This window comes from Enterobacter cloacae complex sp. ECL411, from assembly GCF_021869665.1.
Taxonomy (GTDB): domain Bacteria; phylum Pseudomonadota; class Gammaproteobacteria; order Enterobacterales; family Enterobacteriaceae; genus Enterobacter; species Enterobacter intestinihominis.
Map to the genome: position 1 here is coordinate 1,584,784 of NZ_CP091486.1, position 23,970 is coordinate 1,608,753.

Consider the following 23,970-nt stretch of genomic DNA (forward strand, 5'->3'; position numbering starts at 1 on the left):
ACACCAGAGTGGTTCATTCTCCGCGCGGGTGTGACAAAATAGCGGTTTTGCAGTGAGTGGAACCCTCCCAATGCGGGATCGCAATTTTGATGACATCGCGGAAAAGTTTTCGCGCAACATTTATGGCACCACCAAAGGTCAGCTTCGTCAGACGATCCTCTGGCAGGATCTGGATAAGCTGCTGGCTGAATTTGGTGACCGACCGTTGCGCGTACTGGATGCCGGCGGTGGGGAAGGGCAGACTGCAATTCTGATGGCGCAGCGGGGACATCACGTCACGCTTTGCGATCTTTCTGCCGAGATGGTTGCGCGCGCCGGGCGAGCGGCAGAAGAGAAAGGTGTGAGCGACAACATGCATTTTATACATTGCGCCGCTCAGGACATTCCGCAGCATTTGGAAACGCAGGTTGATCTGATATTGTTTCATGCTGTGCTCGAATGGGTCGCCGAACCACAAGCGATGTTAAAAACGCTGTGGTCGATGTTGCGCCCGGGCGGTGCGTTATCGCTGATGTTTTACAATGCCAACGGCCTGCTGATGCGAAACGTGCTGGTCGGCAATTTTGGCTATGTACAGCAGGGCATGTATAAAAAGAAACGACGCACGCTTTCACCGGATTTCCCCCGTGAACCGCAGCAGGTCTATGGCTGGCTGGAGGAGATCGGTTGGGAAATTACCGGCAAAACCGGCGTGAGGGTGTTTCATGATTATCTGCGTGATAAACAAAAACAGGATGACTGTTTAGACGCCTTAACAGAAATAGAGACGCGGTACTGCCGCCAGGAGCCTTATCTGAGCCTTGGCCGCTATATCCACGTCACCGCGCGCAAGCCGCAGATGCAAGGATAATCTATGAGTGAATTTTCCCAGACAGTCCCCGAACTGGTTGCCTGGGCCAGGAAAAACGATTTCTCCATCTCGCTGCCGGTAGACAGACTCTCATTCCTGCTGGCGGTTGCGACGCTAAACGGCGAACGCCTGGATGGCGAAATGAGTGAAGGCGAACTGGTGGATGCGTTCCGCCACGTCAGTGATGCGTTTGAGCAAACCAGCGAAACCATTAGCGTGCGTGCCAACAACGCAATCAATGATATGGTGCGTCAACGTCTGCTGAACCGCTTTACCAGCGAGCAGGCGGAAGGAAACGCCATCTATCGTCTTACGCCACTGGGCATTGGCATTACCGACTATTACATCCGCCAGCGCGAATTTTCCACGCTGCGTCTCTCCATGCAGCTCTCCATTGTTGCAGGCGAGCTGAAGCGTGCCGCCGACGCGGCTGATGAAAACGGTGACGAGTTCCACTGGCATCGCAACGTTTACGCGCCGCTAAAATACTCGGTCGCCGAGATTTTCGACAGTATCGATCTGACTCAACGTCTGATGGACGAACAGCAGCAGCAGGTCAAAGACGATATCGCTCAACTGCTGAATAAAGACTGGCGTGCGGCCATCTCCAGCTGTGAACTTTTGCTGTCAGAAACGTCCGGTACGCTACGTGAGTTGCAGGATACGCTGGAGGCGGCTGGGGATAAGCTACAGGCCAACCTGCTGCGCATCCAGGACGCGACGATGGCGCACGACGATCTGCATTTTATCGACCGTCTGGTGTTTGATTTGCAGAGTAAGCTTGACCGCATTATCAGCTGGGGCCAGCAGTCGATCGACCTGTGGATCGGTTACGACCGCCACGTGCATAAATTTATCCGTACCGCCATCGATATGGATAAGAACCGCGTCTTTGCTCAGCGTCTGCGCCAGTCGGTACAGACCTACTTTGATGCGCCGTGGGCGCTGACCTACGCCAACGCCGATCGTCTTCTGGATATGCGCGACGAAGAGATGGCGCTGCGTGATGAAGAGGTCACCGGTGAACTGCCGCCGGATCTGGAATACGAAGAATTTAACGAAATTCGCGAGCAGCTTGCGGCGATGATCGAAGAACAGCTCGCTGTCTATAAAGCCAGACAAGCACCGCTGGATCTTGGCCTCGTGGTACGCGACTATCTGGCGCAGTATCCGCGCGCGCGCCACTTCGATGTTGCCCGCATTGTTGTAGACCAGGCGGTGCGCCTGGGCATCGCACAAGCCGATTTCACCGGACTGCCGCCGAAGTGGCAGCCGATTAACGATTACGGAGCCAAGGTACAGGCGCATGTCATTGACAAATATTGAACAAGTGATGCCAGTTAAGCTGGCACAGGCGCTGGCGAATCCGTTGTTTCCGGCGCTGGACAGCCAGCTGCGTGCCGGTCGTCACATTGGCCTTGACGAGCTGGATAATCACGCCTTTTTGATGGACTTTCAGGAGTATCTGGAAGAGTTTTACGCTCGCTATAACGTTGAGCTGATCCGCGCGCCGGAAGGGTTTTTCTACCTGCGTCCGCGCTCTACTACGCTTATTCCGCGCTCGGTGCTTTCCGAACTGGATATGATGGTCGGCAAAATTCTCTGCTACCTCTACCTCAGCCCGGAACGTCTGGCGAATGAAGGGATCTTCACCCAGCAGGAGCTTTACGATGAGCTGCTGTCGCTGGCGGATGAAACCAAGCTGCTCAAGCTGGTAAATAACCGCTCGACGGGGTCCGATCTGGACCGTCAGAAATTACAGGAAAAAGTTCGCTCTTCCCTGAACCGTCTGCGCCGTCTGGGAATGGTCTGGTTCATGGGTCACGACAGCAGCAAGTTCCGCATTACCGAATCGGTCTTCCGCTTTGGTGCCGACGTGCGTGCGGGTGACGATGCGCGTGAAGCACAGCTGCGCATGATCCGTGACGGTGAAGCGATGCCGGTGGAAAACCATTTGCAGCTCAATGACGAGCACGAAGAGAATCAGCCGGATAGCGGGGAGGAAGAGTAATGATTGAACGCGGTAAATTTCGCTCACTAACGCTGATTAACTGGAACGGCTTCTTTGCCCGAACCTTCGATCTGGATGAGCTGGTGACAACGCTCTCCGGCGGTAACGGGGCAGGTAAATCCACCACCATGGCGGCCTTCGTGACGGCGCTGATCCCTGACCTGACCCTGCTGCACTTCCGTAACACCACTGAAGCGGGTGCAACGAGCGGCTCCCGAGATAAAGGGCTGCACGGTAAGCTGAAAGCGGGCGTCTGTTATTCGGTGCTGGACGTGATCAACTCCCGTCATCAGCGCGTGGTTGTAGGCGTGCGCCTGCAGCAGGTTGCCGGCCGCGACCGTAAAGTAGATATCAAACCGTTTGCGATCCAGGGGCTGCCAACCTCCGTGCAGCCGACCGCGCTGCTGACGGAAACCCTGAATGAACGTCAGGCGCGCGTTCTGACGCTCCAGGAGCTGAAAGACAAGCTGGAAGCCATCGAAGGCGTGCAGTTTAAGCAGTTTAACTCCATTACCGACTACCACTCTCTGATGTTCGATCTCGGCGTGGTGGCCCGTCGTCTGCGCAGCGCGTCAGATCGTAGTAAATACTACCGTCTGATTGAAGCCTCCCTGTACGGCGGTATCTCAAGCGCCATTACCCGCTCCCTGCGCGACTACCTGCTGCCGGAAAACAGCGGCGTGCGTAAGGCCTTCCAGGATATGGAAGCCGCGCTGCGTGAAAACCGCATGACGCTGGAAGCGATTCGTGTTACGCAATCTGACCGCGATCTGTTTAAGCACCTGATCAGCGAAGCCACCAACTACGTGGCGGCAGACTATATGCGTCACGCCAACGAGCGCCGTATTCATCTCGATCAGGCGCTGGAATACCGCCGCGAGCTGTTTACCTCCCGCAAACAGCTGGTGGCCGAGCAGTATAAGCATGTCGAAATGGCGCGCGAACTGGGCGAGCACAACGGTGCCGAAGGGGATCTGGAAGCCGATTACCAGGCAGCCAGCGATCATCTGAACCTGGTGCAAACCGCGCTGCGTCAGCAGGAAAAAATCGAGCGCTATGAAGCCGATCTCGATGAGCTGCAAATTCGTCTTGAAGAGCAAAATGAAGTGGTGGCAGAAGCCGCCGATTTGCAGGAAGAGAACGAAGCCCGCGCGGAAGCCGCCGAGCTGGAAGTGGATGAGCTGAAAAGCCAGCTCGCAGACTACCAGCAGGCGCTGGACGTGCAGCAGACCCGCGCGATCCAATACAACCAGGCGCTGCAGGCGTTGCAGCGTGCCAAAGAGCTGTGCCACCTGCCGGACCTGACCCCTGAAAGCGCTGACGAATGGCTGGATACCTTCCAGGCCAAAGAGCAGGAAGCCACTGAGAAACTGCTTTCTCTCGATCAGAAAATGAGCGTGGCGCAAACGGCACACAGCCAGTTTGAGCAGGCGTACCAGCTGGTGGTGGCGATCAACGGTCCGCTGGCGCGTAACGAAGCATGGGACGTTGCCCGTGAGCTACTGCGCGACGGCGTCAATCAGCGCCATCTGGCCGAGCAGGTGCAGCCGCTGCGCATGCGCCTGAACGAGCTGGAACAGCGTCTGCGTGAACAGCAGGAAGCTGAGCGTCTGCTGGCGGAATTCTGCAAACGTCAGGGTAAAAATTACGATTTCGACGAGCTTGAGGCTCTGCATCAGGAGCTGGAAGCGCGTATTGCGGCCCTGTCCGATACCGTATCGAACGCCAGCGAACAGCGCATGACGCTGCGTCAGGAGCTGGAACAGCTTCAGTCCCGTTCGAAGACGCTCTTACAGCGTGCGCCGATCTGGCTGGCCGCACAAAGCAGCCTGAACCAGCTCAGCGAGCAGTGTGGTCAGGAGTTTGCCTCCAGCCAGGACGTCACCGAATACATGCAACAGCTGCTGGAGCGCGAACGCGAAGCGATTGTTGAGCGTGACGAAGTGGGCGCGCGCAAGCGTGACGTCGATGAAGAAATCGAGCGTTTAAGCCAGCCTGGCGGCTCAGAAGATCCGCGCCTGAATGCGTTAGCCGAGCGTTTCGGCGGCGTGCTGCTGTCTGAAATTTACGACGACGTCGGCCTGGACGATGCGCCGTACTTCTCCGCGCTGTACGGTCCGTCCCGTAACGCGATTGTAGTGCCGGATCTGTCGCTGATTTCTGACCAGCTTGCAGGGCTGGAAGACTGCCCGGAAGATCTCTACCTCATCGAAGGGGATCCGCAGTCGTTTGATGACAGCGTATTCAGCGTCGACGAGCTGGAAAAAGCGGTGGTGGTGAAAATCGCCGATCGCCAGTGGCGCTATTCGCGCTTCCCGGAACTGCCGCTGTTTGGCCGCGCCGCGCGTGAAAACCGTATTGAAAGCCTGCACGCCGAGCGTGAAACGCTTTCAGAGCGTTTTGCGACCCTGTCGTTTGACGTGCAGAAAACCCAGCGTCTGCATCAGGCGTTCAGCCGCTTTATCGGCAGCCATCTGGGCGTTGCCTTCCAGCCCGATCCGGAAGCCGAAATTCGTAAGCTCAACACCCGCCGCGGTGAGCTGGAGCGTGCGCTTGCCAGCCATGAAAATGACAACCAGCAAAGCCGGGTGCAGTTTGAGCAGGCGAAAGAGGGCGTTGCGGCCCTTAACCGCATCCTGCCGCGCCTGAACCTGCTGGCGGACGATACGCTCGCCGACCGCGTGGATGAGATTCAGGAACGTCTGGACGAAGCGCAGGAAGCGGCGCGCTTTGTGCAGCAACACGGCAATCAGCTGGCAAAACTGGAGCCGATGGTTTCCGTTCTCCAGAGCGACCCGGAACAGTTTGAGCAGTTAAAAGAAGATTACGCCTGGTCACAGCAGGTGCAGCGCGAAGCGCGTCAGCAGGCGTTTGCCCTCACGGAAGTGGTGCAACGTCGCGCACACTTCGGCTACTCCGATTCAGCAGAAATGCTGAGCGGGAACAGCGATCTGAATGAAAAGCTGCGCCAGCGTCTTGAGCAGGCCGAAGCGGAACGAACGCGCGCCCGTGAAGCGATGCGTACTCACGCTGCACAGCTGAGCCAGTACAGCCAGGTCATGGCATCGCTGAAAAGCTCCTTCGACACCAAGAAAGAGCTGTTAAATGACCTGCATAAAGAGTTGCAGGACATTGGCGTGCGCGCCGACAGCGGAGCAGAAGAGCGGGCGCGTATTCGCCGCGATGAGCTGCATGCTCAGCTCAGCAACAACCGTGCGCGTCGTAATCAGCTCGAAAAAGCGCTGACCTTCTGTGAAGCGGAGATGGACAACCTGACGCGTCGTCTGCGCAAGCTGGAGCGCGACTATTTTGAGATGCGTGAACAGGTTGTGACCGCGAAGGCGGGCTGGTGCGCGGTTATGCGCATGGTGAAGGACAACAACGTGGAGCGTCGTCTGCACCGTCGCGAGCTGGCGTACCTGTCAGCCGATGAACTGCGCTCTATGTCGGATAAGGCGCTGGGTGCGCTGCGTCTGGCCGTGGCGGACAATGAACACCTGCGCGACGTGCTGCGCATGTCCGAAGATCCGAAGCGTCCTGAGCGCAAAATTCAGTTCTTCGTGGCGGTTTATCAGCACTTACGCGAACGTATTCGTCAGGACATCATCCGTACCGACGATCCGGTTGAAGCGATCGAACAGATGGAGATCGAGCTGGGCCGTCTGACGGAGGAGCTGACTTCCCGCGAGCAGAAGCTGGCAATCAGCTCCCGCAGCGTGGCGAATATTATTCGTAAAACCATTCAGCGCGAGCAGAACCGTATCCGTCAGCTGAACCAGGGCCTGCAAAGCGTGTCGTTTGGCCAGGTCAACAGCGTGCGGCTGAACGTGAACGTGCGTGAGGCGCACTCCACGCTGCTTGACGTGTTGTCTGAACAGCATGAGCAGCATCAGGATCTGTTCAACAGTAACCGCCTGACCTTCTCCGAAGCGCTGGCGAAGCTGTATCAGCGTCTGAATCCGCAGATTGACATGGGCCAGCGTACGCCGCAAACCATCGGCGAGGAGTTGCTGGACTACCGCAACTATCTGGAAATGGAAGTTGAGGTTAACCGTGGCTCAGACGGCTGGCTGCGCGCGGAATCCGGTGCGCTCTCTACCGGTGAAGCCATCGGTACTGGTATGTCGATTCTGGTGATGGTGGTGCAGAGCTGGGAAGATGAAGCGCGTCGTCTGCGCGGCAAGGACATCTCTCCATGCCGTCTGCTGTTCCTCGATGAAGCCGCGCGTCTCGACGCCCGCTCCATCGCCACGCTGTTTGAGCTTTGCGAGCGACTCGATATGCAGCTCATCATCGCGGCGCCGGAAAACATCAGTCCGGAAAAAGGGACAACCTATAAGCTGGTGCGTAAAGTGTTCCAGAACAGTGAACATGTACACGTCGTAGGTTTGCGTGGCTTCGCCCCGCAGCCACCGGAGTCATTACCGGGCACGGCTGACGCCTCTTAACCCGGGGTATGATAAAAGGCGGCGCTCAGGCGTCGCTTTTTTTATTCACTTAACTTGTGTTCAGGGCTGCGTTATCTTTAAACTTCTTTACATAAGGTAAGGCAGCAGCGTGTATGCCTTTCTATACTGAAGGAAAGCTCCATAATACTGGGCATGTCGTGAAAAACAGGGGGCAAGGGATGTTGCTTAAGAAAGATCGTGGTCGTCAGCTGTCTGCGCTGAGTTTGTGCCTGACAGTGATGTTTGCTCCACTGTTTACCGCTCAGGCCGATGAGCCTGAAATTGTACCGACTGACAGCTCCGCGACGATGGGCGCGCAGCCGACGTCGCTGTCACAACCGCTGGATCAGTCTCCGGCGACGGCCATCATGGCCGGCATTAAACCGCTGCCGGAAGGCATCGATACTGAATCATTACGCCAGCAGCTTATGACCGGGCTGCCCTCGGGCTATACTCCCGCTTATATTAACCAGCTCACGCTGCTTTACGCTGCGCGCGATATGAAACCGATGTGGGAAAATCGCGAGGCGGTACGTGCCTTCCAGCAGCAGCTGGCTGAAGTGGCGATTGCAGGTTTTCAGCCACAGTTCACGACCTGGGTTGAACTCCTGACCGACCCTGCCGTTACCGGACAGGCGCGTGACGTGGTGCTGTCTGATGCCATGATGGGCTACTTGCAGTTTGTGGCGGGGATTTCGGTGAACGGCAACCGCTGGTTATACAGCAGTAAACCGTACAAGCTGGCGACGCCCGCGCTGTCCGTCATTAATCAGTGGCAACTGTCGCTGGACAACGGTGAACTGCCGCGCTTTATCGCAAGCCTTGCGCCCGCCCACCCGCAGTATGCCACGATGCATCAGTCGCTTCTTGAGCTGGTCGCGGATTCCCGCCCGTGGCCTCAGTTGCGTGGAACAGCAACGCTGCGTCCGGGACAATGGAGCAGCGATGTGCCTGCGATTCGCGAAATTATGAAACGGTCTGGCATGCTTGACAGCGGCCCTAAAATTGCGCTGCCCGGCGACGATACGCAAAACGCAGTCGTCAGCCCGTCGGCGCCGGTAAAAGAGAAAACCGCCGTTGCGCTGAGCAATAAGTCCGCCGCTTACGATCGCGAGCTGGTCGCGGCAGTGAAGCAGTTCCAGGCCGCGCAGGGGCTGGGCGCCGACGGCGTGATTGGTCCATCGACTCGCGACTGGCTGAACGTCTCTCCGGCCCAGCGGGCAGGGGTGCTGGCGTTGAATATCCAGCGCTTGCGCTTGCTGCCGGGCACGTTATCCACCGGCATTATGGTCAACATTCCGGCGTACTCTCTGGTCTACTATCAGGACGGTAGCGAAGTGCTGGCGTCCCGCGTGATTGTGGGTCGACCTGACCGCAAAACGCCGATGATGAGCAGCGCGCTGAATAACGTGGTGGTTAACCCGCCGTGGAACGTGCCGCCGACGCTGGCGCGCAAAGATATCCTGCCTAAGGTCTGGAATGACCCGGGCTATCTGGAGCGACATAACTATACGGTGATGCGTGGCTGGAACAGCAAAGAAGCGATTGACCCCTGGATGGTCGACTGGTCAACGATTACGCCTTCGAACCTGCCGTTCCGTTTCCAGCAGGCACCGGGTGCGCATAACTCGCTCGGACGTTACAAATTCAATATGCCAAGTTCGGACGCAATCTATCTGCATGATACCCCGAACCATAATCTGTTTCAGAAAGACGCACGCGCGCTCAGTTCTGGCTGCGTTCGCGTGAATAAGGCCTCCGAACTGGCGAATATGCTGTTGCAGGATGCAGGCTGGAACGATACGCGGATATCAGATGCCCTGAAGCAGGGGGATACGCGTTACGTCAATATCCGCCACAATATTCCGGTCAATCTTTACTATCTGACGGCGTTTGTGGGCGCGGACGGACGTACCCAGTATCGTACAGATATTTACAATTATGATCTGACAGCGCGATCCGGCGCACAAATCTTGCCAAAAGCGGAACAATTAATCAGATAAATGAAGTAGTTCGGTAAAAATGATTGTCGTAAGTTATGGTGAATATGAGGCGATCTGGCTGCAAGCCGCGTATTCACTGGGATTGGGCGCCTTGACGTAGCAGGCTTTGCCAGTTATGGTGCCCTTCGTGCGCTAAGCATATTGACAATTTCTTTTACCTGTAGACCTGATTATCATGGACAAATTTGACGCTAATCGCCGCAAATTGCTGGCGTTAGGTGGCGTTGCGCTGGGCGCAGCAGCCATCCTTCCGACGCCAGCATTTGCCACCCTCTCGACACCTCGTCCGCGTATTTTAACGCTCAACAATCTGCATACTGGTGAGACGCTTAAAGCGGAATTTTTCGATGGCAGAGGCTATATTCAGGATGAATTAGCACGACTCAACCATTTTTTCCGTGATTTCCGCGCGAACAAAATCAAAGCCATCGACCCTGGATTATTCGATCAGCTTTACCGCTTGCAGGGACTGCTGGGGACCAAAAGGCCGGTGCAACTCATTTCTGGCTATCGCTCTCTGGATACCAACAATGAACTGCGCGCCCACAGCCGTGGGGTAGCGAAAAAAAGCTATCACACCAAAGGGCAGGCGATGGATTTCCATATTGAAGGCGTTTCGTTAGCCAATATTCGCAAAGCGGCGTTATCTATGCGCGCAGGTGGTGTAGGATACTACCCACGTAGCAACTTTGTGCATATTGATACCGGGCCGGTTCGGCACTGGTAATAACGAAACACAGGAGCAGTATGAACTATCGTATTATTCCGGTTACCGCGTTCTCACAGAACTGTTCATTGATCTGGTGTGAACAAACTAAACTGGCCGCGCTTGTTGATCCCGGTGGCGACGCAGAGACAATCAAGCAGGAAGTCGCTGCCAGCGGTGTAACGCTGATGCAGATTTTACTGACCCATGGCCATCTTGACCATGTGGGTGCAGCGGCTGAACTGGCTGAACACTACGGTGTGCCGATTATCGGCCCGGAAAAAGAAGATGAGTTCTGGCTTCAGGGGCTGCCTGCCCAAAGCCGCATGTTTGGTCTGGATGACTGTCAGCCACTGACACCGGACCGCTGGCTGAACGAAGGCGATCGCGTTAACGTAGGGAATGTAACTTTACAGGTGTTGCATTGCCCCGGGCATACGCCTGGCCATATTGTCTTCTTTGATGACGCGTCGCGTCTGCTGATTTCCGGTGACGTGATTTTCAAAGGGGGCGTAGGACGCAGCGATTTCCCACGCGGCGATCACGGTCAGCTGATTCAGTCGATTAAGCAGAAGTTATTACCGTTAGGTGATGATGTGACGTTTATCCCTGGACACGGACCAATGTCAACGCTGGGCGATGAGCGGTTGCATAACCCGTTCCTTCAGGATGAAATGCCTGTCTGGTAAACCCTTTCAATAAAAAAGCCTGCGCGATGCAGGCTTTTTTTATGGGTGCAGGTTACAGCACCGCGACAATGGCTTCGCACAGTGGCGCCATGTTGTCAGGCGTCATACCTGCAACGTTCACGCGGCCAGAGGCAACGGCATAGACGCCAAACTCTTCACGCAGGCGCAGCACCTGCTCTTTGGTCAGACCGCTGAAGGAGAACATGCCGTTCTGCTTGATGATGAAGCTGAAGTCACGGTCGGCGCCTTTCTCAGCCAGCGTGTTCACAAACAGCAGACGCATGCGTTGAATGCGCTGACGCATATCGTTCAGCTCTTGTTCCCAGATTGCGCGCAGCGCATCGTTGCTCAGGATCGTCGCAACTACAGACGCACCGTGTGCCGGTGGGTTGGAGTAGTTAGCGCGGATCACGGACTTCATCTGGCTGAATGCGCGATCGACAGTTTGATCGTCAGCGGCCACCAGCGTACAGGCGCCGACACGCTCGTTATACAGACCAAAGTTCTTGGAATAGGAGCTTGCGACAATCAGCTCCTGATGGACGGCGGCGAATGCGCGCAGACCTTCAGCATCTTCTTCCAGACCACGGGCAAAGCCCTGGTAAGCGAAGTCGAACAGCGGCAGCCAGCCTTTTTCAACGGACAGCTTAGCCAGCTGTTCCCACTGTTCAAGCGTAGGATCGATACCAGTTGGGTTATGGCAGCAGCCATGGAACAGCACCACATCGCCCGCCTGGGCTTCGCTCAGGCTGGCCAGCAAACCATTGAAGTCCAGCGCATGGTTGGCCGCGTCATAGTAGGCGTATTCACGGACTTCCAGACCCGCAGAATTAAACACGCTCTTGTGGTTCGGCCAGCTTGGATTGCTTACCCAGACACGCTTCACAGAGGTGTTTTTCGCCAGGAAATCTGCCGCCACGCGCAGTGCGCCGGTACCGCCTGGGGTCTGCGCCGTGCGGGCGCGTTTTTCGCTCACAATGGTGCTGCCTTTGCCGAACAGCAGCTCCTGGGTGCAGCGACCAAATTCAGGGATACCATCAATACCGAGGTAGTTTTTGGTGGTTTCGTTTTCCAGCAGATACTGCTCAGCTTTTTTGACGCTGGTCAGTACCGGAGTTTTGCCGGTTTCATCTTTATATACACCAATACCCAGGTTGATTTTGCCAGGGCGGTCGTCGGCACGAAACAGATCGGCCAGGCCCAGAATTGGGTCGGCAGGAGCGGCAGTAATGTTCTCAAACATGACGAAGTTCCATTGTGATTACAGAAGTGAAATCCGCTATCAGGTTAACGGTAGATTTACAAAATGCCAACCGTTTGCGACGAAAAGCGTGCGGCTTTTCAAAAGTCGCTATTATTTTCTCTCGGCAATAAAAAAACAGGGCCGAAGCCCTGTTCATTAAGCATATAGCAACGAGGTGTGCTGATTAGAACTGGTAAACCAGACCCAGAGCCACGATGTCGTCGTTGTTGATGTTCAGCTTGTTGTCGTCTTTCAGCTGGTTGATCTGATAGTCAACATAGGTAGACATGTTTTTGTTGAAGTAGTAGGTCGCACCGATATCAACGTAGTTGATGTAGTCTTCGTCACCGATACCTTCTACGTCTTTCGCTTTAGATTTGTAGTAAGCGATGGATGGACGCAGGCCGAAATCGAACTGGTACTGAGCGACAACAGAGAAGTCCTGAGACTTGTTAGCGAAACCACGGCTGCCCAGGCGCGCTGCGTTACGCATTTCGCCATAAATGGCTGCCAGGTAGATGTTGTTCGCGTCGTATTTCAGGCCGGTTGCCCACTGTTCAGCTTTGTCGCCTTCACCCCATTCCAGAGTCTGCTGATTGTTGGTACGGTCAGCGGCGCCATAAGCACCGACAATGCCGAAGCCTTCGTAGTCATAGCTCAGAGAGGTCGCCCAGCCGTCGCCGTTGGAACGTACCGCGTCATCACGTTCATTTTTGCCCAGGTACTGAACACCAAAGTTCAGACCGTCAACCAGGCCGAAGAAGTTGCTGTTACGGTAAGTCGCCAGACCACCCGTACGGCCTGCGAAGAAGTTATCGCTCGCGCCGGTGTCGCCGCCAAACTCAGGCAGCATATCGGTGATGCCGATTGCGTCATAGACCAGACCGTAGTTACGACCGTAGTCGAAGGAGCCTGCGTCACCAAATTTCAGACCTGCGAATGCCAGACGGGTTTTGTTGCCGTTCTGCGCATCGCCGCCTTCAGAGTTGTTACCCTGGAAGTTGTATTCCCACTGACCGTAGCCAGTCAGCTGATCGTTGATCTGAGTTTCACCTTTGAAGCCCAGACGCGCGTAAGTGTTGTCGCCATCGTTGCCCGCGTAATCAGAGAAGTAATGCAGGCCAACTGCTTTCCCGTAAAGATCTAATTTGTTGCCGTCTTTGTTATAGATTTCAGCAGCGTTTGCTGCACCGGCTACCAGCAGGGCAGGGACTACCACTGCCAGGATATTGCGCTTCATCATTATTTATTACCCTCATTGGTTTTTTTATGACACTCGCCACTGCCGTCAATAAATTCTGTCAATAAATATTTCCGGAACTATTGATGAGAGTTAGGTGTCTTTATGTGTCTGACAGGCATCTTTCCATTCATAGAACCGTTTCGCTACACTGAAAGTGCTACAATCTTCAAGATTCAGTTACCAAAAGAAAATATGTGTAACTAAATATGTATTTTTGGGAACTTTGTGAAGCACCTCAAACTTCAGCGCGTTCTGGTGAATTAAACCTCCGCTTTATTCTTATATATATGATTTCCTTATGTTTAATTTAGCTAAAGGTCTTTCGTATAAACAGAAGTTAAACGGCTCATTTTTTCTTATAATCGACAAAAGCCATCCAGATGGCTGTGAAAGTGGTTGTTTTTTGTGCTATTGCGTAAGGATTGTATTAATCGCAATAAGAATAGGGTTATTTTTTTGTCTAAGGATATTTCGTGGAAACAAAACGTAACAGGTAGAGGGAATTGCGGGGTTGTGGTTTATAGATGCTTACTTTTGACTGACGAAAACTGACATTGCAGGATAAAATAATGGCCAGCATTTGCTGGCCATTAATGATTTGGTCGGTTAGAAACTTGCGTTACGCGGTGTGCGTGGGAACGGAATCACATCACGTACGTTCTGAACACCTGTTACGTAAGCAATCAGACGTTCGAAGCCCAGGCCAAAGCCAGAGTGCGGAACGGTGCCGTAGCGACGGAGATCGCGATACCAGCTGTAGTCCGCCGGGTTCAGGCCCATCTCCTGCATACGCGCATCCAGTACATCCAGGCGCTCTTCACGCTGGGAGCCACCGATGATCTCACCGATGCCCGGCGCCAGAACATCCATCGCGGCAACGGTTTTACCATCTTCGTTAAGGCGCATATAGAACGCCTTAATGTCTTTCGGATAGTTTTTCACCACAACCGGTGCTTTGAAGTGCTTCTCTGCCAGATAACGTTCATGCTCGGAGGAGAGATCCACGCCCCAGTAAACCGGGTTTTCGAATTTCTCGCCGCATTTTTCCAGGATAGCGACCGCGTCGGTGTAATCCACCTGCGCGAAGTCTGCGGAGACGAAGCGCTCAAGACGGGCGATGGCGTCCTTATCGACACGCTCAGCGAAGAATTTCATGTCGTCTGCGCGTTCTTCGAGAACGGCTTTGAACACGTATTTCAGCATCGCTTCTGCCAGGCCAGCCACGTCATTCAGATCGGCAAAGGCGACTTCCGGCTCCAGCATCCAGAATTCCGCCAGGTGACGGCTGGTGTTAGAGTTTTCCGCACGGAAGGTTGGGCCGAAGGTGTAGATCTTAGACAGCGCACAGGCATAGGTTTCGCCGTTGAGCTGGCCGGAAACCGTCAGGAAGGCTTCTTTACCAAAGAAGTCTTTGTCGTAATCGACTTTACCTTCCGGCGTACGCGGCAGGTTTTCCATATCCAGCGTTGAAACGCGGAACATTTCACCTGCGCCTTCGGTATCGGATGCCGTGATCAGCGGAGTAGACACCCAGAAGTAACCCTGCTCGTCAAAGAAGCGATGCAGCGCCTGCGCCAGCGTATGACGCACGCGCGCCACTGCACCAATCAGGTTGGTGCGCGGACGCAGGTGCGCAACTTCACGCAGATATTCGATGCTGTGACGCTTTGCAGCCATCGGATAGGTGTCCGGATCTTCAACCCAGCCGGTCACTTCCACCGAGGTCGCCTGAATTTCGTAGCTCTGACCCTGGCCCGGAGAGGCCACCACAACACCGGTGACGATCACGGAACAGCCGGTTGTCAGGTGCAGAACGTCATCATTGTAATTGGGCAGAGAATTATTAATGACGGCCTGTACAGGATCAAAGCAGGAACCGTCATAGACGGCGAGGAAGGAGATGCCAGCTTTAGAATCTCGGCGAGTACGCACCCATCCGCGCACGGTGACCTCCTGGTCAACGGCGACACGGCCCTGGAGTACGTCGGCTACAGGCACAACGCTCATAATATTCTCTCTGTTAATAGTCGGAAAAAATAAACACTTGTCCGCCCTTATAGGGGGGATATCTATGTTACCTGCCATCCGCTATCAGACAAGTAAATTTCACCGTCTTAAGAGAAGAAATAAGAAATTAATAAGAGAAGGGGAGCCATGAAGGCTCCCCCGAAGCCGTTAACTGGCTTTTTTAACCTGAGGCAGATCGAAGGCTTTACGTAATGCGCGGACAAACGCTTTGTCATGGCAGATGGTTTTGCCAGGGCTGTCGGAGAGCTTCGCGACCGGCTTACCGTTACATTCCACTAGCTTTATGACGATGTTCAGCGGTTTCACCTGGGGGATATCACAGGTTAAGCGCGTACCAATCCCGAAACTCAGGTTCACCCGCGATGAGAAGTGGCGATAAAGGTCGACGGCTTTCGCCAGGTCAAGGTTATCGGAGAAGACCAGCACCTTACTCATGGGATCGATACCCAGTTTTTCGTAATGGGCGATGGCTTTCTCACCCCATTCAACCGGGTCCCCGGAATCATGGCGCAAACCCTGGTAGCGTTCGGCAAACTCAGGGCCAAAGTCGCGCAGGAACGCGTCCATGGTAATGCAGTCGGTAAGGGCAATACCCAGCCGATCCGGGTACTCCTCAAGCCACGCGGCGAGGGCGGCGCGCTGGCTGTTGGCAAGGTCAGGGCTGATCTGCTGGTGCGCCTGGAACCATTCGTGCGCCTGGGTACCCATCGGCGTTAAATCAAGGCGACGCGCCAGATCGTAGTTACTGGTGCCAACGAACCACGGCTCCTGTTGCAGACGTCTGACAATGGCTTCCTGAACCTCGCGAGAGAAGCGGCGGCGCGTGCCAAAGTCCATCAGACGGAAGCGGGACATATCCAGCCCTTCTGTCAGTCTGGAAAACTCAACGAGTTTATTCTCCAGAGCGGCAACCGCCTGCGTTACACCGGTTTCAGGGGAGCGATAACGGTGGGCCAGCTCGCTGATCACGGCCAGAAGCGGCACTTCCCACATGATCACTTCGCGCCACGGGCCGGTCAGACGAATGTCCAGCTTGCCGTTATCATTGGTGACGGTGACCTGTTCCGGCTTATAGCGGAACTCACGCAGCCAGTTCAGATAGTCCGCTTTAAAGAAAGGCAGGCCTGAAAGCCACTGATATTCGTCATCGGTGAGCGCCAGATGCTGCATGGCATCGACCTGTTCACGAATGGAATCTGCGTAGATACCCAGCAAGTCGTCACCCCGGCAGCGAAATTCCGCCGCAACATGAACATCATGATAGTGGTGAAACACGGCTTGCTGCATATGCAGCTTGTACGCGTCGGTATCCAGCAACGTATGCAGAACCGGAGAAGCGAATTGAGTCATAGGTGCGCTGTAGCATCCTCTCACGGGAGCGTTTAGTACAATAAACAACTCCGGAGTATACCCTGTTTAGTGATTTATTGAACCCCGATCACAACATAAGCACACTTTATGGTCGAGCGCATTTCGTGCCCCGTGTTATAAAAATGTAGCAAAAACGGCGTTGTGCCTGAAAAGATGAACATTCTGCATAGCGCGTTTTACACAACCGGAATATATTGAATCGTTACTCGACAAACGATGCATAAGGTTTTCTATGACACAACAGCCACAAGCTAAATACCGCCACGACTACCGTGCGCCGGATTACCTGATAAGCGATATCGATCTGACCTTCGACCTGGATGCCACAAAAACCGTCGTGACGGCGGTAAGCCAGGTGACGCGCCAGAGCGCGACAGCCGTGCCGCTGCGTCTGGATGGTGAAGACCTGACGCTGGTTTCCCTGCATATTAATGATGAAGCCTGGTCAGACTATAAAGAAGAAGGCAACCAGCTGGTCATCGACAACCTGCCGGAACGCTTTACCCTGCGCATCGTGAATGAAATCAGCCCTGCCGCCAATACCGCGCTGGAAGGGCTTTACCAGTCAGGCGTAGCCCTGTGCACCCAATGTGAAGCCGAAGGGTTCCGCCACATTACCTGGTATCTGGATCGCCCGGACGTCCTGGCGCGCTTTACCACCAAAATTATTGCCGACAAAACGCTGTACCCGTACCTGCTTTCCAACGGCAACCGGATTGGTGAAGGGGAACTGGAGAATGGCCGTCACTGGGTACAGTGGCAGGATCCGTTCCCTAAACCCTGCTACCTGTTTGCGCTGGTGGCGGGCGATTTCGATGTTCTGCGCGACACCTTTAAAACGCGCTCTGGCCGTGAAGTCGCGCTGGAGCTGTTCGTGGACCGTGGCAACCTTGACCGCGCCCCGTGGGCAATGACCTCCCTCATCAACTCCATGAAGTGGGATGAAACGCGCTTTGGCCTCGAATATGACCTCGACATCTATATGATCGTTGCTGTCGATTTCTTCAATATGGGCGCGATGGAGAATAAAGGTCTTAACATCTTCAACTCCAAATACGTGCTGGCGCGTACCGATACCGCAACGGATAAAGATTACCTCGATATCGAACGCGTTATCGGCCACGAATATTTCCATAACTGGACCGGGAACCGCGTCACCTGCCGCGACTGGTTCCAGCTGAGCCTGAAAGAGGGCTTAACCGTCTTCCGCGATCAGGAGTTCAGCTCCGATCTGGGATCGCGGGCGGTAAACCGCATCAACAACGTGCGCACCATGCGTGGTCTGCAATTTGCAGAAGATGCCAGCCCAATGGCCCATCCGATCCGCCCGGATAAAGTCATTGAGATGAATAACTTCTACACCCTGACGGTGTACGAAAAAGGCGCTGAAATTATCCGCATGATCCACACCCTGCTGGGCGAAGCGAATTTCCAGAAAGGGATGCAGCTTTACTTCGAGCGTCATGACGGCAGTGCGGCCACCTGCGACGATTTCGTCCAGGCGATGGAAGACGCCTCTAACGTCGATCTGTCTCATTTCCGCCGCTGGTACAGCCAGGCCGGTACGCCGATTGTGACGGTCAAAGACGACTACAACCCGGAAACCGAGCAGTACACGCTGACCATCAGCCAGCGCACACCGCCAACGGCGGAGCAGGAAGAGAAACATCCGCTGCACATTCCGTTCAGCGTTGAGCTGTACGACAACGAAGGCAACGTGATCCCGCTACAGAAGGGCGGTCACCCGGTGCATAACGTGCTGAATGTGACCCAGGCAGAGCAGACCTTTATCTTCGATAACGTCTATTTCCAGCCTGTTCCTGCCCTGCTGTGCGAGTTCTCCGCGCCGGTGAAACTCGAATACAAGTGGAGCGATCAGCAGCTGACGTTCCTGATGCGTCACGCGCGCAACGATTTCTCGCGCTGGGATGCGGCACAAAGCCTGCTGGCGACCTACATCAAGCTGAACGTCAACCGTTACCAGCAGGGCCAGCCGCTGACGCTGCCGGTTCATGTGGCAGACGCGTTCCGTGCCATCCTGCTGGATGAGAATATTGACCCGGCGCTGGCGGCTGAAATTTTAACGCTGCCGTCTGCGACTGAAATCGCCGAGCTATTTGACATCATTGACCCCATTGCGATCGTCGCCGTGCGTGAAGCGCTGACCCGCACGCTGGCGACCGAACTGGCAGATGAATTCCTCGCAATTTACAACGCCAACAAGCTGGACGCGTATCGGGTGGAACATGCGGATATCGGTAAACGTTCCCTGCGCAATACCTGCCTGCGCTATCTGGCGTTTGGTGAGGCAGAGCTGGCGAACACGCTGGTCAGCAAGCAGTACCACGAAGCCGATAACATGACGGATGCGCTGGCTGCGCTGGCCGCAAGCGTTGCCGCCGAGCTGCCGTGCCGCGATGCGCTGATGCAGGAGTACGACGACAAGTGGCATCAGGATGGTCTGGTAATGGACAAGTGGTTCATCCTTCAGGCCACTAGCCCGGCAGCCGACGCGCTCAGCAACGTACGTAGCCTGCTGAAGCACCGTTCGTTCACCATGAGCAACCCGAACCGCGTCCGCTCCCTGATTGGCGCGTTTGCCAGCAGCAACCCGGCCGCGTTCCATGCTGAAGACGGCAGCGGATATCAGTTCATGGTTGAAATGCTGACCGAGCTGAACAGCCGTAACCCGCAGGTGGCGTCTCGTCTGATTGAGCCGCTGATCCGCCTGAAACGCTACGATGCGCAGCGTCAGGCGAAAATGCGTGCCGCACTTGAGCAGCTGAAAGGGCTGGAAAATTTGTCTGGCGATCTGTACGAGAAGATTACAAAGGCGCTGGCCTGATGTAAAAAAGCCCGGTGGCGCTTCGCTTACCGGGCCTACGATTTGCCCTTGCGCCGTGCTCCCTGTTGAAGAGGGCCGGGGTGAGGGCATCAGGCATTAGCCTTTATCCGCTGAATCTCCGCTTCTCCACGTTTCATCACTCTATCCAGCACTTCCGCCTCCAGCTCCGCCAGTCTGGCCGATCCCACCCGGCGAGGACGTGGAATATCCACCGTCAGATCCAGACCAATTTTACCCTCTTCTATTAACAGCACCCTGTCTGCCATTGCCACAGCTTCGCTTACGTCATGCGTCACCAGCAGCACCGTAAAGCCGTGCGTCTGCCAGAGGGTTTCAATCAGATCCTGCATCTCGATCCGCGTCAGGGCATCAAGCGCGCCGAGCGGTTCATCAAGCAGCAGCAGACCGGGACGATGAATCAGCGCGCGTGCCAGGGCCACGCGCTGCTTTTGTCCACCCGACAGGGCCGCAGGCCACTCTCCCGCGCGATTCTCCAGCCCGACGGCGGCGAGTGCCTGCCGGGCATCCTCCCGCCAGCTACCCTTCAGGCCCAGCCCGACGTTATCCATCACCGTTTTCCACGGCAGCAGACGCGCGTCCTGAAACATCATGCGCGTATCATCCTGAATCGTGGACAGCGGCGTGGTGCCTGCCAGAATGTCACCGCTGTTTGGCGCCTCCAGCCCGGCTAAAAGACGCAGCAGGGTACTCTTGCCGCCACCGCTGCGGCCAACAACGGCCACAAACTGTCCGGCAGGAATATGCAGATCCAGTGCATTCAGAATGGTGTTATCACCGTAGCGTTTGGTCACGCCGTTCAGCAGTAACGGTGTTCCCTGGTTCAGTCGTGCAGTATTCATGCTTTCGCCTCCTGAGCGGTGTAGGCCGGGTTCCAGCGCAGCCAGCTACGTTCCAGCCACTGGGCGCTGACGTCCGCAAGTTTGCCAAGCAGGGCATAAAGGATAATGGCAACCACCACCACGTCCGTTTGCAGGAACTCGCGGGCGTTCATCGCCAGATAACCAATGCCGGAGTTGGCCGAAATGGTTTCCGCCACAATCAGGGTTAGCCACATCAGGCCGAGCGCAAAACGCACCCCAACCATAATGGAGGGCAGGGCGCCCGGCAGGATCACATGGGTAAACAGGGCAAAACCTGACAGGCCATAGCTGCGGGCCATCTCAACCAGACCGCGATCGATATTGCGGATCCCATGCCAGGTATTGATATAAATCGGGAATAATGTTCCCAGCGCCACGAGGAAAATTTTGGCGCTCTCATCAATGCCAAACCACAGGATAACCAGCGGAATAAGCGCCAGATGCGGCACGTTACGCAGCATTTGAACGGAGGTATCCAGCAGCCGCTCACCCCAGCGGGACAGGCCGCTGATCAGCCCCAGCGTCAGGCCGATGCTCCCGCCAATCGAAAAGCCGATTACCGCGCGCCAGGAGCTGATGGCAAGATGTTGCCACAGCTCACCGCTGGCGCTTAGCGACCAGAACGCTTCCACAACGCCCTCCGGAGAGGGCAAAATACGGCTCGACAGCCAGCCAGTTGAAGACGCCAGTTGCCAGACGAGGACAATGCCGACGGGCAGAAACCACGGTGCGGCGCGCAGCAGCCATTTTTGTGCGGTTGAAGACATGGTGGCTCCTTAACTTTGCGCGACTTTTCTCGGGATAAACGCATTCGCCACGGCTTCGCCCTGCAACTGAAGCTGACGTGGCTGCGGAATCTCCGGGATAGCGACATCCAGGTGCGGGAAGAGCAGTTCACCCACCTTGTAGGCCTCCTCCAGATGCGGGTAGCCAGACAGGATAAAGCTGTCGATCCCCAGCGCCGCGTATTCATTAATGCGTGCCGCTACGGTTGGACCGTCGCCGACCAGCGCCGTACCGGCGCCGCCACGCACCAGACCCACCCCGGCCCACAGGTTCGGGCTGATCTCAAGATTTTCACGCTTGCCGTTGTGCAGGGAGGCCATTCGGTGTTGGCCCACTGAGTCGGTTTTGGCAAACGCCGCCTGTGCTTTGGCGATAGTGTCGTCGTCCAGATGAGCGATCAGACGGTCGGCGGCTTGCCAGGCCTCGTCGTTGGTTTCGCGTACGATCACGTGCAGGCGAATGCCGAAGCGCACCGTACGGCCATGTTCTGCGGCTTTGGCGCGTACCTGAGCAACTTTCTCTTTAACCAGCTCCGGTGGCTCGCCCCAGGTCAGATAGAGATCGACCTGCTCAGCCGCCAGCTCCTGCGCCACGTCCGACGATCCGCCGAAATAAAGGGGAGGGCGCGGCTGCTGTACCGGCGGGAAGTAGAGTTGCGCATCGCGAACGTGGATATGTTTTCCTTCGAAGGTGACGGTTTCCCCTTCCAGCAGACGTCGCCAGACGCGGGTGAACTCTGCGGAGGCTTCATAGCGCTCGGTATGATCGAGAAAAACGCCATCGCCCGCCAGCTCCTGCGGATCGCTGCCCGTCACCAGATTGAACAGCGCGCGGCCGTTGGAGAGCCTGTCCAGCGTTGCCGCCTGGCGTGCCGCGACGGTGGGCGACACCACGCTTGGGCGCAAGGCTACCAGGAATTTCAGGCGCTGGGTGACGGGGATCATCGATGCGGCAACCAGCCACGCGTCCTCACATGAACGGCCCGTCGGGATCAGCACCCCGGTAAAACCGATGCGGTCTGCCGCCTGGGCGATCTGCTGTAGATAGCCGTGATCGACCGGGCGGGCGCCTTCTTCTGTGCCAAGATAGTGTCCATCACCGTGGGTGGGTAAAAACCAGAAAAGATTCAGACTCATGATTTTTTTCCTTCAATGCCAGCGGGTTGCCAGATGCGTTCGCGAATATTCACCTGCTTTGGAACCAGGCGGTTTTGATAAAAGAGGTCTGCCGTTTGCTGCTGGAGGGCGGCAACGTGGGCGTCAACCGGCGCTATGGTGGTGGGAGGACGGTGGTCAAGATAGGTGGCGATCACCGGTTCAGGCAGGCCCATGGTTTTTGCCAGCAGCGTGATGCTCTGCTGACGCTGGCTTTGGGTCAGCGCATCGGCCTGAGAGAAGGTATCCAGCACCTGCTGAATAAATGCGCCATTTTTTTCAGCGTAAGGACGTGCCGCCAGGTAGAACGAACCGGTTTGTTTCAGGGTGGTACCGTCTTTCAGCACCCGCACACCGCCCTGCAACAGTGCGGCGGAGTAGTACGGATCCCAGATAGCCCAGGCATCAACATTTTTTTGCTGAAACGCCGCGCGCGCATCGGCAGGCGTCAGGTAAACGGGCTGGATATCGGTGAATTTAAGGCCGGCCTCCTGCAACGCGCGCAGCAGCAGGTTGTGCGAGCTGGAACCTTTCTGGAAAGCAACCTTATGACCTTTGAGATCGGCGACGCTTTTGATCTCGCTGTTTTCCGGCACCAAAATAACCTCTGCCTTCGGCTTGGCGGGTTCAACGCCAACGTAAACCAGATCCGCCCCGGCCGCCTGGGCAAAGATCGGCGGGATATCGCCGGTGCTGCCTAAATCAATACTCCCGACGTTCAGCGCCTCCAGCATCTGCGGTCCGGCAGGGAACTCGACCCATGAGAATTTGGTCTGCGGGAAACGTTTCTCCAGCAACGCATGGCTTTTCGCCAGCACCATGCTGACGCTGCCTTTCTGATAACCGATACGCAGGCTCTCCGGCGTTTTCTCCGCCGCCTGAGCCAGCGATGCCACTGCCAGCAGACCTGCCAGCCCGATACGGGTAACTGTTTTAAACATGCGCCACTCCTTGTGATTGATGAAATGCCGCCGCGTGGCGATCCCGACGATTAAGGGCGTGCCAGAAGGTTTCAAGCGCGCTGTCGAGGCGGGTTTGCAGATTCGGCGTGAAATGCGGTTTATGCTGGTAGTCGATTACCTGTGAGTCGTCAGCGAAGACGCCATGCAGGATCTCCTGCGCTTTCAGCGCGTTCAGAACTGGCTTGAGGGCATAATCCACCGCCAGTAAATGGGCTACCGTACCGCCTGTGGCCAGCGGCAGGACGACCTTACCGTCCAGCGCGCGTTCGGGCAGCAGATCGAGCAGCGTTTTCAGTGCACCGGAAAAAGAGGCTTTATAAATTGGTGTCGCGACGACCAGCCCGTCAGCACGCTTAAGTTGTTCGATCAGGGTTTTCAGCGCCGGGCTGTCGAAACGGGCGTAGAGCAGATCTTCAGGCGCGAAATTGTGCAAATTCCAGTGACACACTTCGACATCCAGAGCATTAAGCTTTTCGCGAGCGTATTCCAGCAGTGCGCTGGATCGAGAGGGGAAGCGGGGGCTTCCGGCCAGGGTAATGACGCGCATGGTTGCTCCTTATAACTAATTGTTTGCTTTTATCTAACATTCATAACAATTTTCAGGAGTGTGACATTGCGTGGTTATTCCACTAAATGATTTATCCTCAGGATGAATGCAGAAAAAAGCATAAGAAGCGAACCGATAAGTAAACGATTGCGTTTTACATGGCTTTTTTTGCCACAGGTCAATTCCCTTTCCGGGCGGGATCG

At 55.7% G+C, this 23,970-nt stretch carries 17 protein-coding genes; 8 read left to right on the plus strand and 9 right to left on the minus strand.

The genetic code is table 11. From position 1 onward, the window contains the following. Positions 1-70: 70 nt before the first annotated feature. The 7 genes from cmoM to L3069_RS07510 all read left to right on the plus strand — a co-directional run bounded on the left by cmoM (position 71) and on the right by L3069_RS07510 (position 10,707). Entirely contained in the window at positions 71-850 is a 780-nt protein-coding gene (cmoM, locus tag L3069_RS07480) for a tRNA uridine 5-oxyacetic acid(34) methyltransferase CmoM (RefSeq protein ID WP_006809373.1), read from the plus strand. A 3-nt stretch (positions 851-853) separates the two neighbouring features. Next, entirely contained in the window at positions 854-2,176 is a 1,323-nt protein-coding gene (gene mukF / locus L3069_RS07485; RefSeq protein ID WP_022647635.1) for a chromosome partition protein MukF, read from the plus strand. After that, positions 2,157-2,861 carry a chromosome partition protein MukE gene (mukE, locus tag L3069_RS07490; RefSeq protein WP_038415781.1) on the plus strand — a complete coding sequence of 235 codons (705 nt, stop codon included), beginning with the start codon at positions 2,157-2,159 and terminating at the stop codon, positions 2,859-2,861. Before mukF ends, mukE begins: the two co-directional genes overlap by 20 nt. Next, on the plus strand, positions 2,861-7,309 hold the full coding sequence (gene mukB, locus L3069_RS07495; protein WP_023299731.1) for a chromosome partition protein MukB: 4,449 nt from the start codon (positions 2,861-2,863) through the stop codon (positions 7,307-7,309). Before mukE ends, mukB begins: the two co-directional genes overlap by 1 nt. Before the next feature lie 179 nt (positions 7,310-7,488). Next, the gene (ldtD, locus tag L3069_RS07500; protein ID WP_038415782.1) at positions 7,489-9,312 is read left to right on the plus strand and encodes a L,D-transpeptidase; all 1,824 of its coding nucleotides are present in this window, start codon (positions 7,489-7,491) and stop codon (positions 9,310-9,312) included. A gap of 175 nt (positions 9,313-9,487) precedes the next feature. Then, complete coding sequence (locus tag L3069_RS07505) at positions 9,488-10,039, plus strand: YcbK family protein (RefSeq protein ID WP_003858202.1); 552 nt, start codon at positions 9,488-9,490, stop codon at positions 10,037-10,039. A 20-nt stretch (positions 10,040-10,059) separates the two neighbouring features. After that, positions 10,060-10,707 carry an MBL fold metallo-hydrolase gene (locus L3069_RS07510; protein ID WP_022647638.1) on the plus strand — a complete coding sequence of 216 codons (648 nt, stop codon included), beginning with the start codon at positions 10,060-10,062 and terminating at the stop codon, positions 10,705-10,707. A gap of 52 nt (positions 10,708-10,759) precedes the next feature. Here the strand turns inward: L3069_RS07510 and L3069_RS07515 are convergent, their stop codons facing one another. From L3069_RS07515 to pncB, 4 genes are all read right to left on the minus strand, one after another. Further along, positions 10,760-11,950, minus strand: a complete 1,191-nt coding sequence (locus L3069_RS07515; protein ID WP_038415783.1) for an amino acid aminotransferase — start codon at positions 11,948-11,950, stop codon at positions 10,760-10,762. A gap of 184 nt (positions 11,951-12,134) precedes the next feature. Further along, positions 12,135-13,193 (minus strand): porin OmpF, encoded by a 1,059-nt coding sequence (gene ompF / locus L3069_RS07520; protein WP_038415784.1) that lies wholly within the window; start codon positions 13,191-13,193, stop codon positions 12,135-12,137. Positions 13,194-13,799: 606 nt separating this feature from the next. After that, positions 13,800-15,200, minus strand: coding sequence for an asparagine--tRNA ligase (gene asnS / locus L3069_RS07525; RefSeq protein ID WP_038415785.1), 1,401 nt, complete (start codon positions 15,198-15,200; stop codon positions 13,800-13,802). Positions 15,201-15,368: 168 nt separating this feature from the next. Next, positions 15,369-16,571: a nicotinate phosphoribosyltransferase gene (pncB, locus tag L3069_RS07530; protein WP_023299736.1), complete on the minus strand. Its 1,203-nt coding sequence runs from the start codon at positions 16,569-16,571 to the stop codon at positions 15,369-15,371. 253 nt (positions 16,572-16,824) lie between these two features. Here pncB and pepN point away from each other — a divergent pair, with 253 nt between their 5' ends. Further along, the gene (gene pepN, locus L3069_RS07535; RefSeq protein ID WP_038415786.1) at positions 16,825-19,437 is read left to right on the plus strand and encodes an aminopeptidase N; all 2,613 of its coding nucleotides are present in this window, start codon (positions 16,825-16,827) and stop codon (positions 19,435-19,437) included. 89 nt (positions 19,438-19,526) lie between these two features. Here pepN and ssuB read toward each other — a convergent pair whose 3' ends face one another. Genes ssuB through ssuE form a run of 5 tightly spaced genes read right to left on the minus strand, consistent with a single transcriptional unit; the run spans position 19,527 to position 23,767 of the window. Beyond that, the gene (gene ssuB, locus L3069_RS07540) at positions 19,527-20,297 is read right to left on the minus strand and encodes an aliphatic sulfonates ABC transporter ATP-binding protein (RefSeq protein ID WP_022647644.1); all 771 of its coding nucleotides are present in this window, start codon (positions 20,295-20,297) and stop codon (positions 19,527-19,529) included. Then, positions 20,294-21,085, minus strand: coding sequence for an aliphatic sulfonate ABC transporter permease SsuC (gene ssuC / locus L3069_RS07545; protein WP_023299738.1), 792 nt, complete (start codon positions 21,083-21,085; stop codon positions 20,294-20,296). Before ssuC ends, ssuB begins: the two co-directional genes overlap by 4 nt. Before the next feature lie 9 nt (positions 21,086-21,094). Then, positions 21,095-22,240 carry an FMNH2-dependent alkanesulfonate monooxygenase gene (ssuD, locus tag L3069_RS07550; protein ID WP_038415787.1) on the minus strand — a complete coding sequence of 382 codons (1,146 nt, stop codon included), beginning with the start codon at positions 22,238-22,240 and terminating at the stop codon, positions 21,095-21,097. Continuing rightward, positions 22,237-23,199, minus strand: a complete 963-nt coding sequence (locus tag L3069_RS07555; RefSeq protein WP_022647646.1) for a sulfonate ABC transporter substrate-binding protein — start codon at positions 23,197-23,199, stop codon at positions 22,237-22,239. The genes ssuD and L3069_RS07555 overlap by 4 nt, the downstream gene beginning before the upstream one ends. Beyond that, positions 23,192-23,767, minus strand: coding sequence for an NADPH-dependent FMN reductase (gene ssuE, locus L3069_RS07560; RefSeq protein WP_022647647.1), 576 nt, complete (start codon positions 23,765-23,767; stop codon positions 23,192-23,194). Before ssuE ends, L3069_RS07555 begins: the two co-directional genes overlap by 8 nt. Positions 23,768-23,970: the final 203 nt, after the last annotated feature.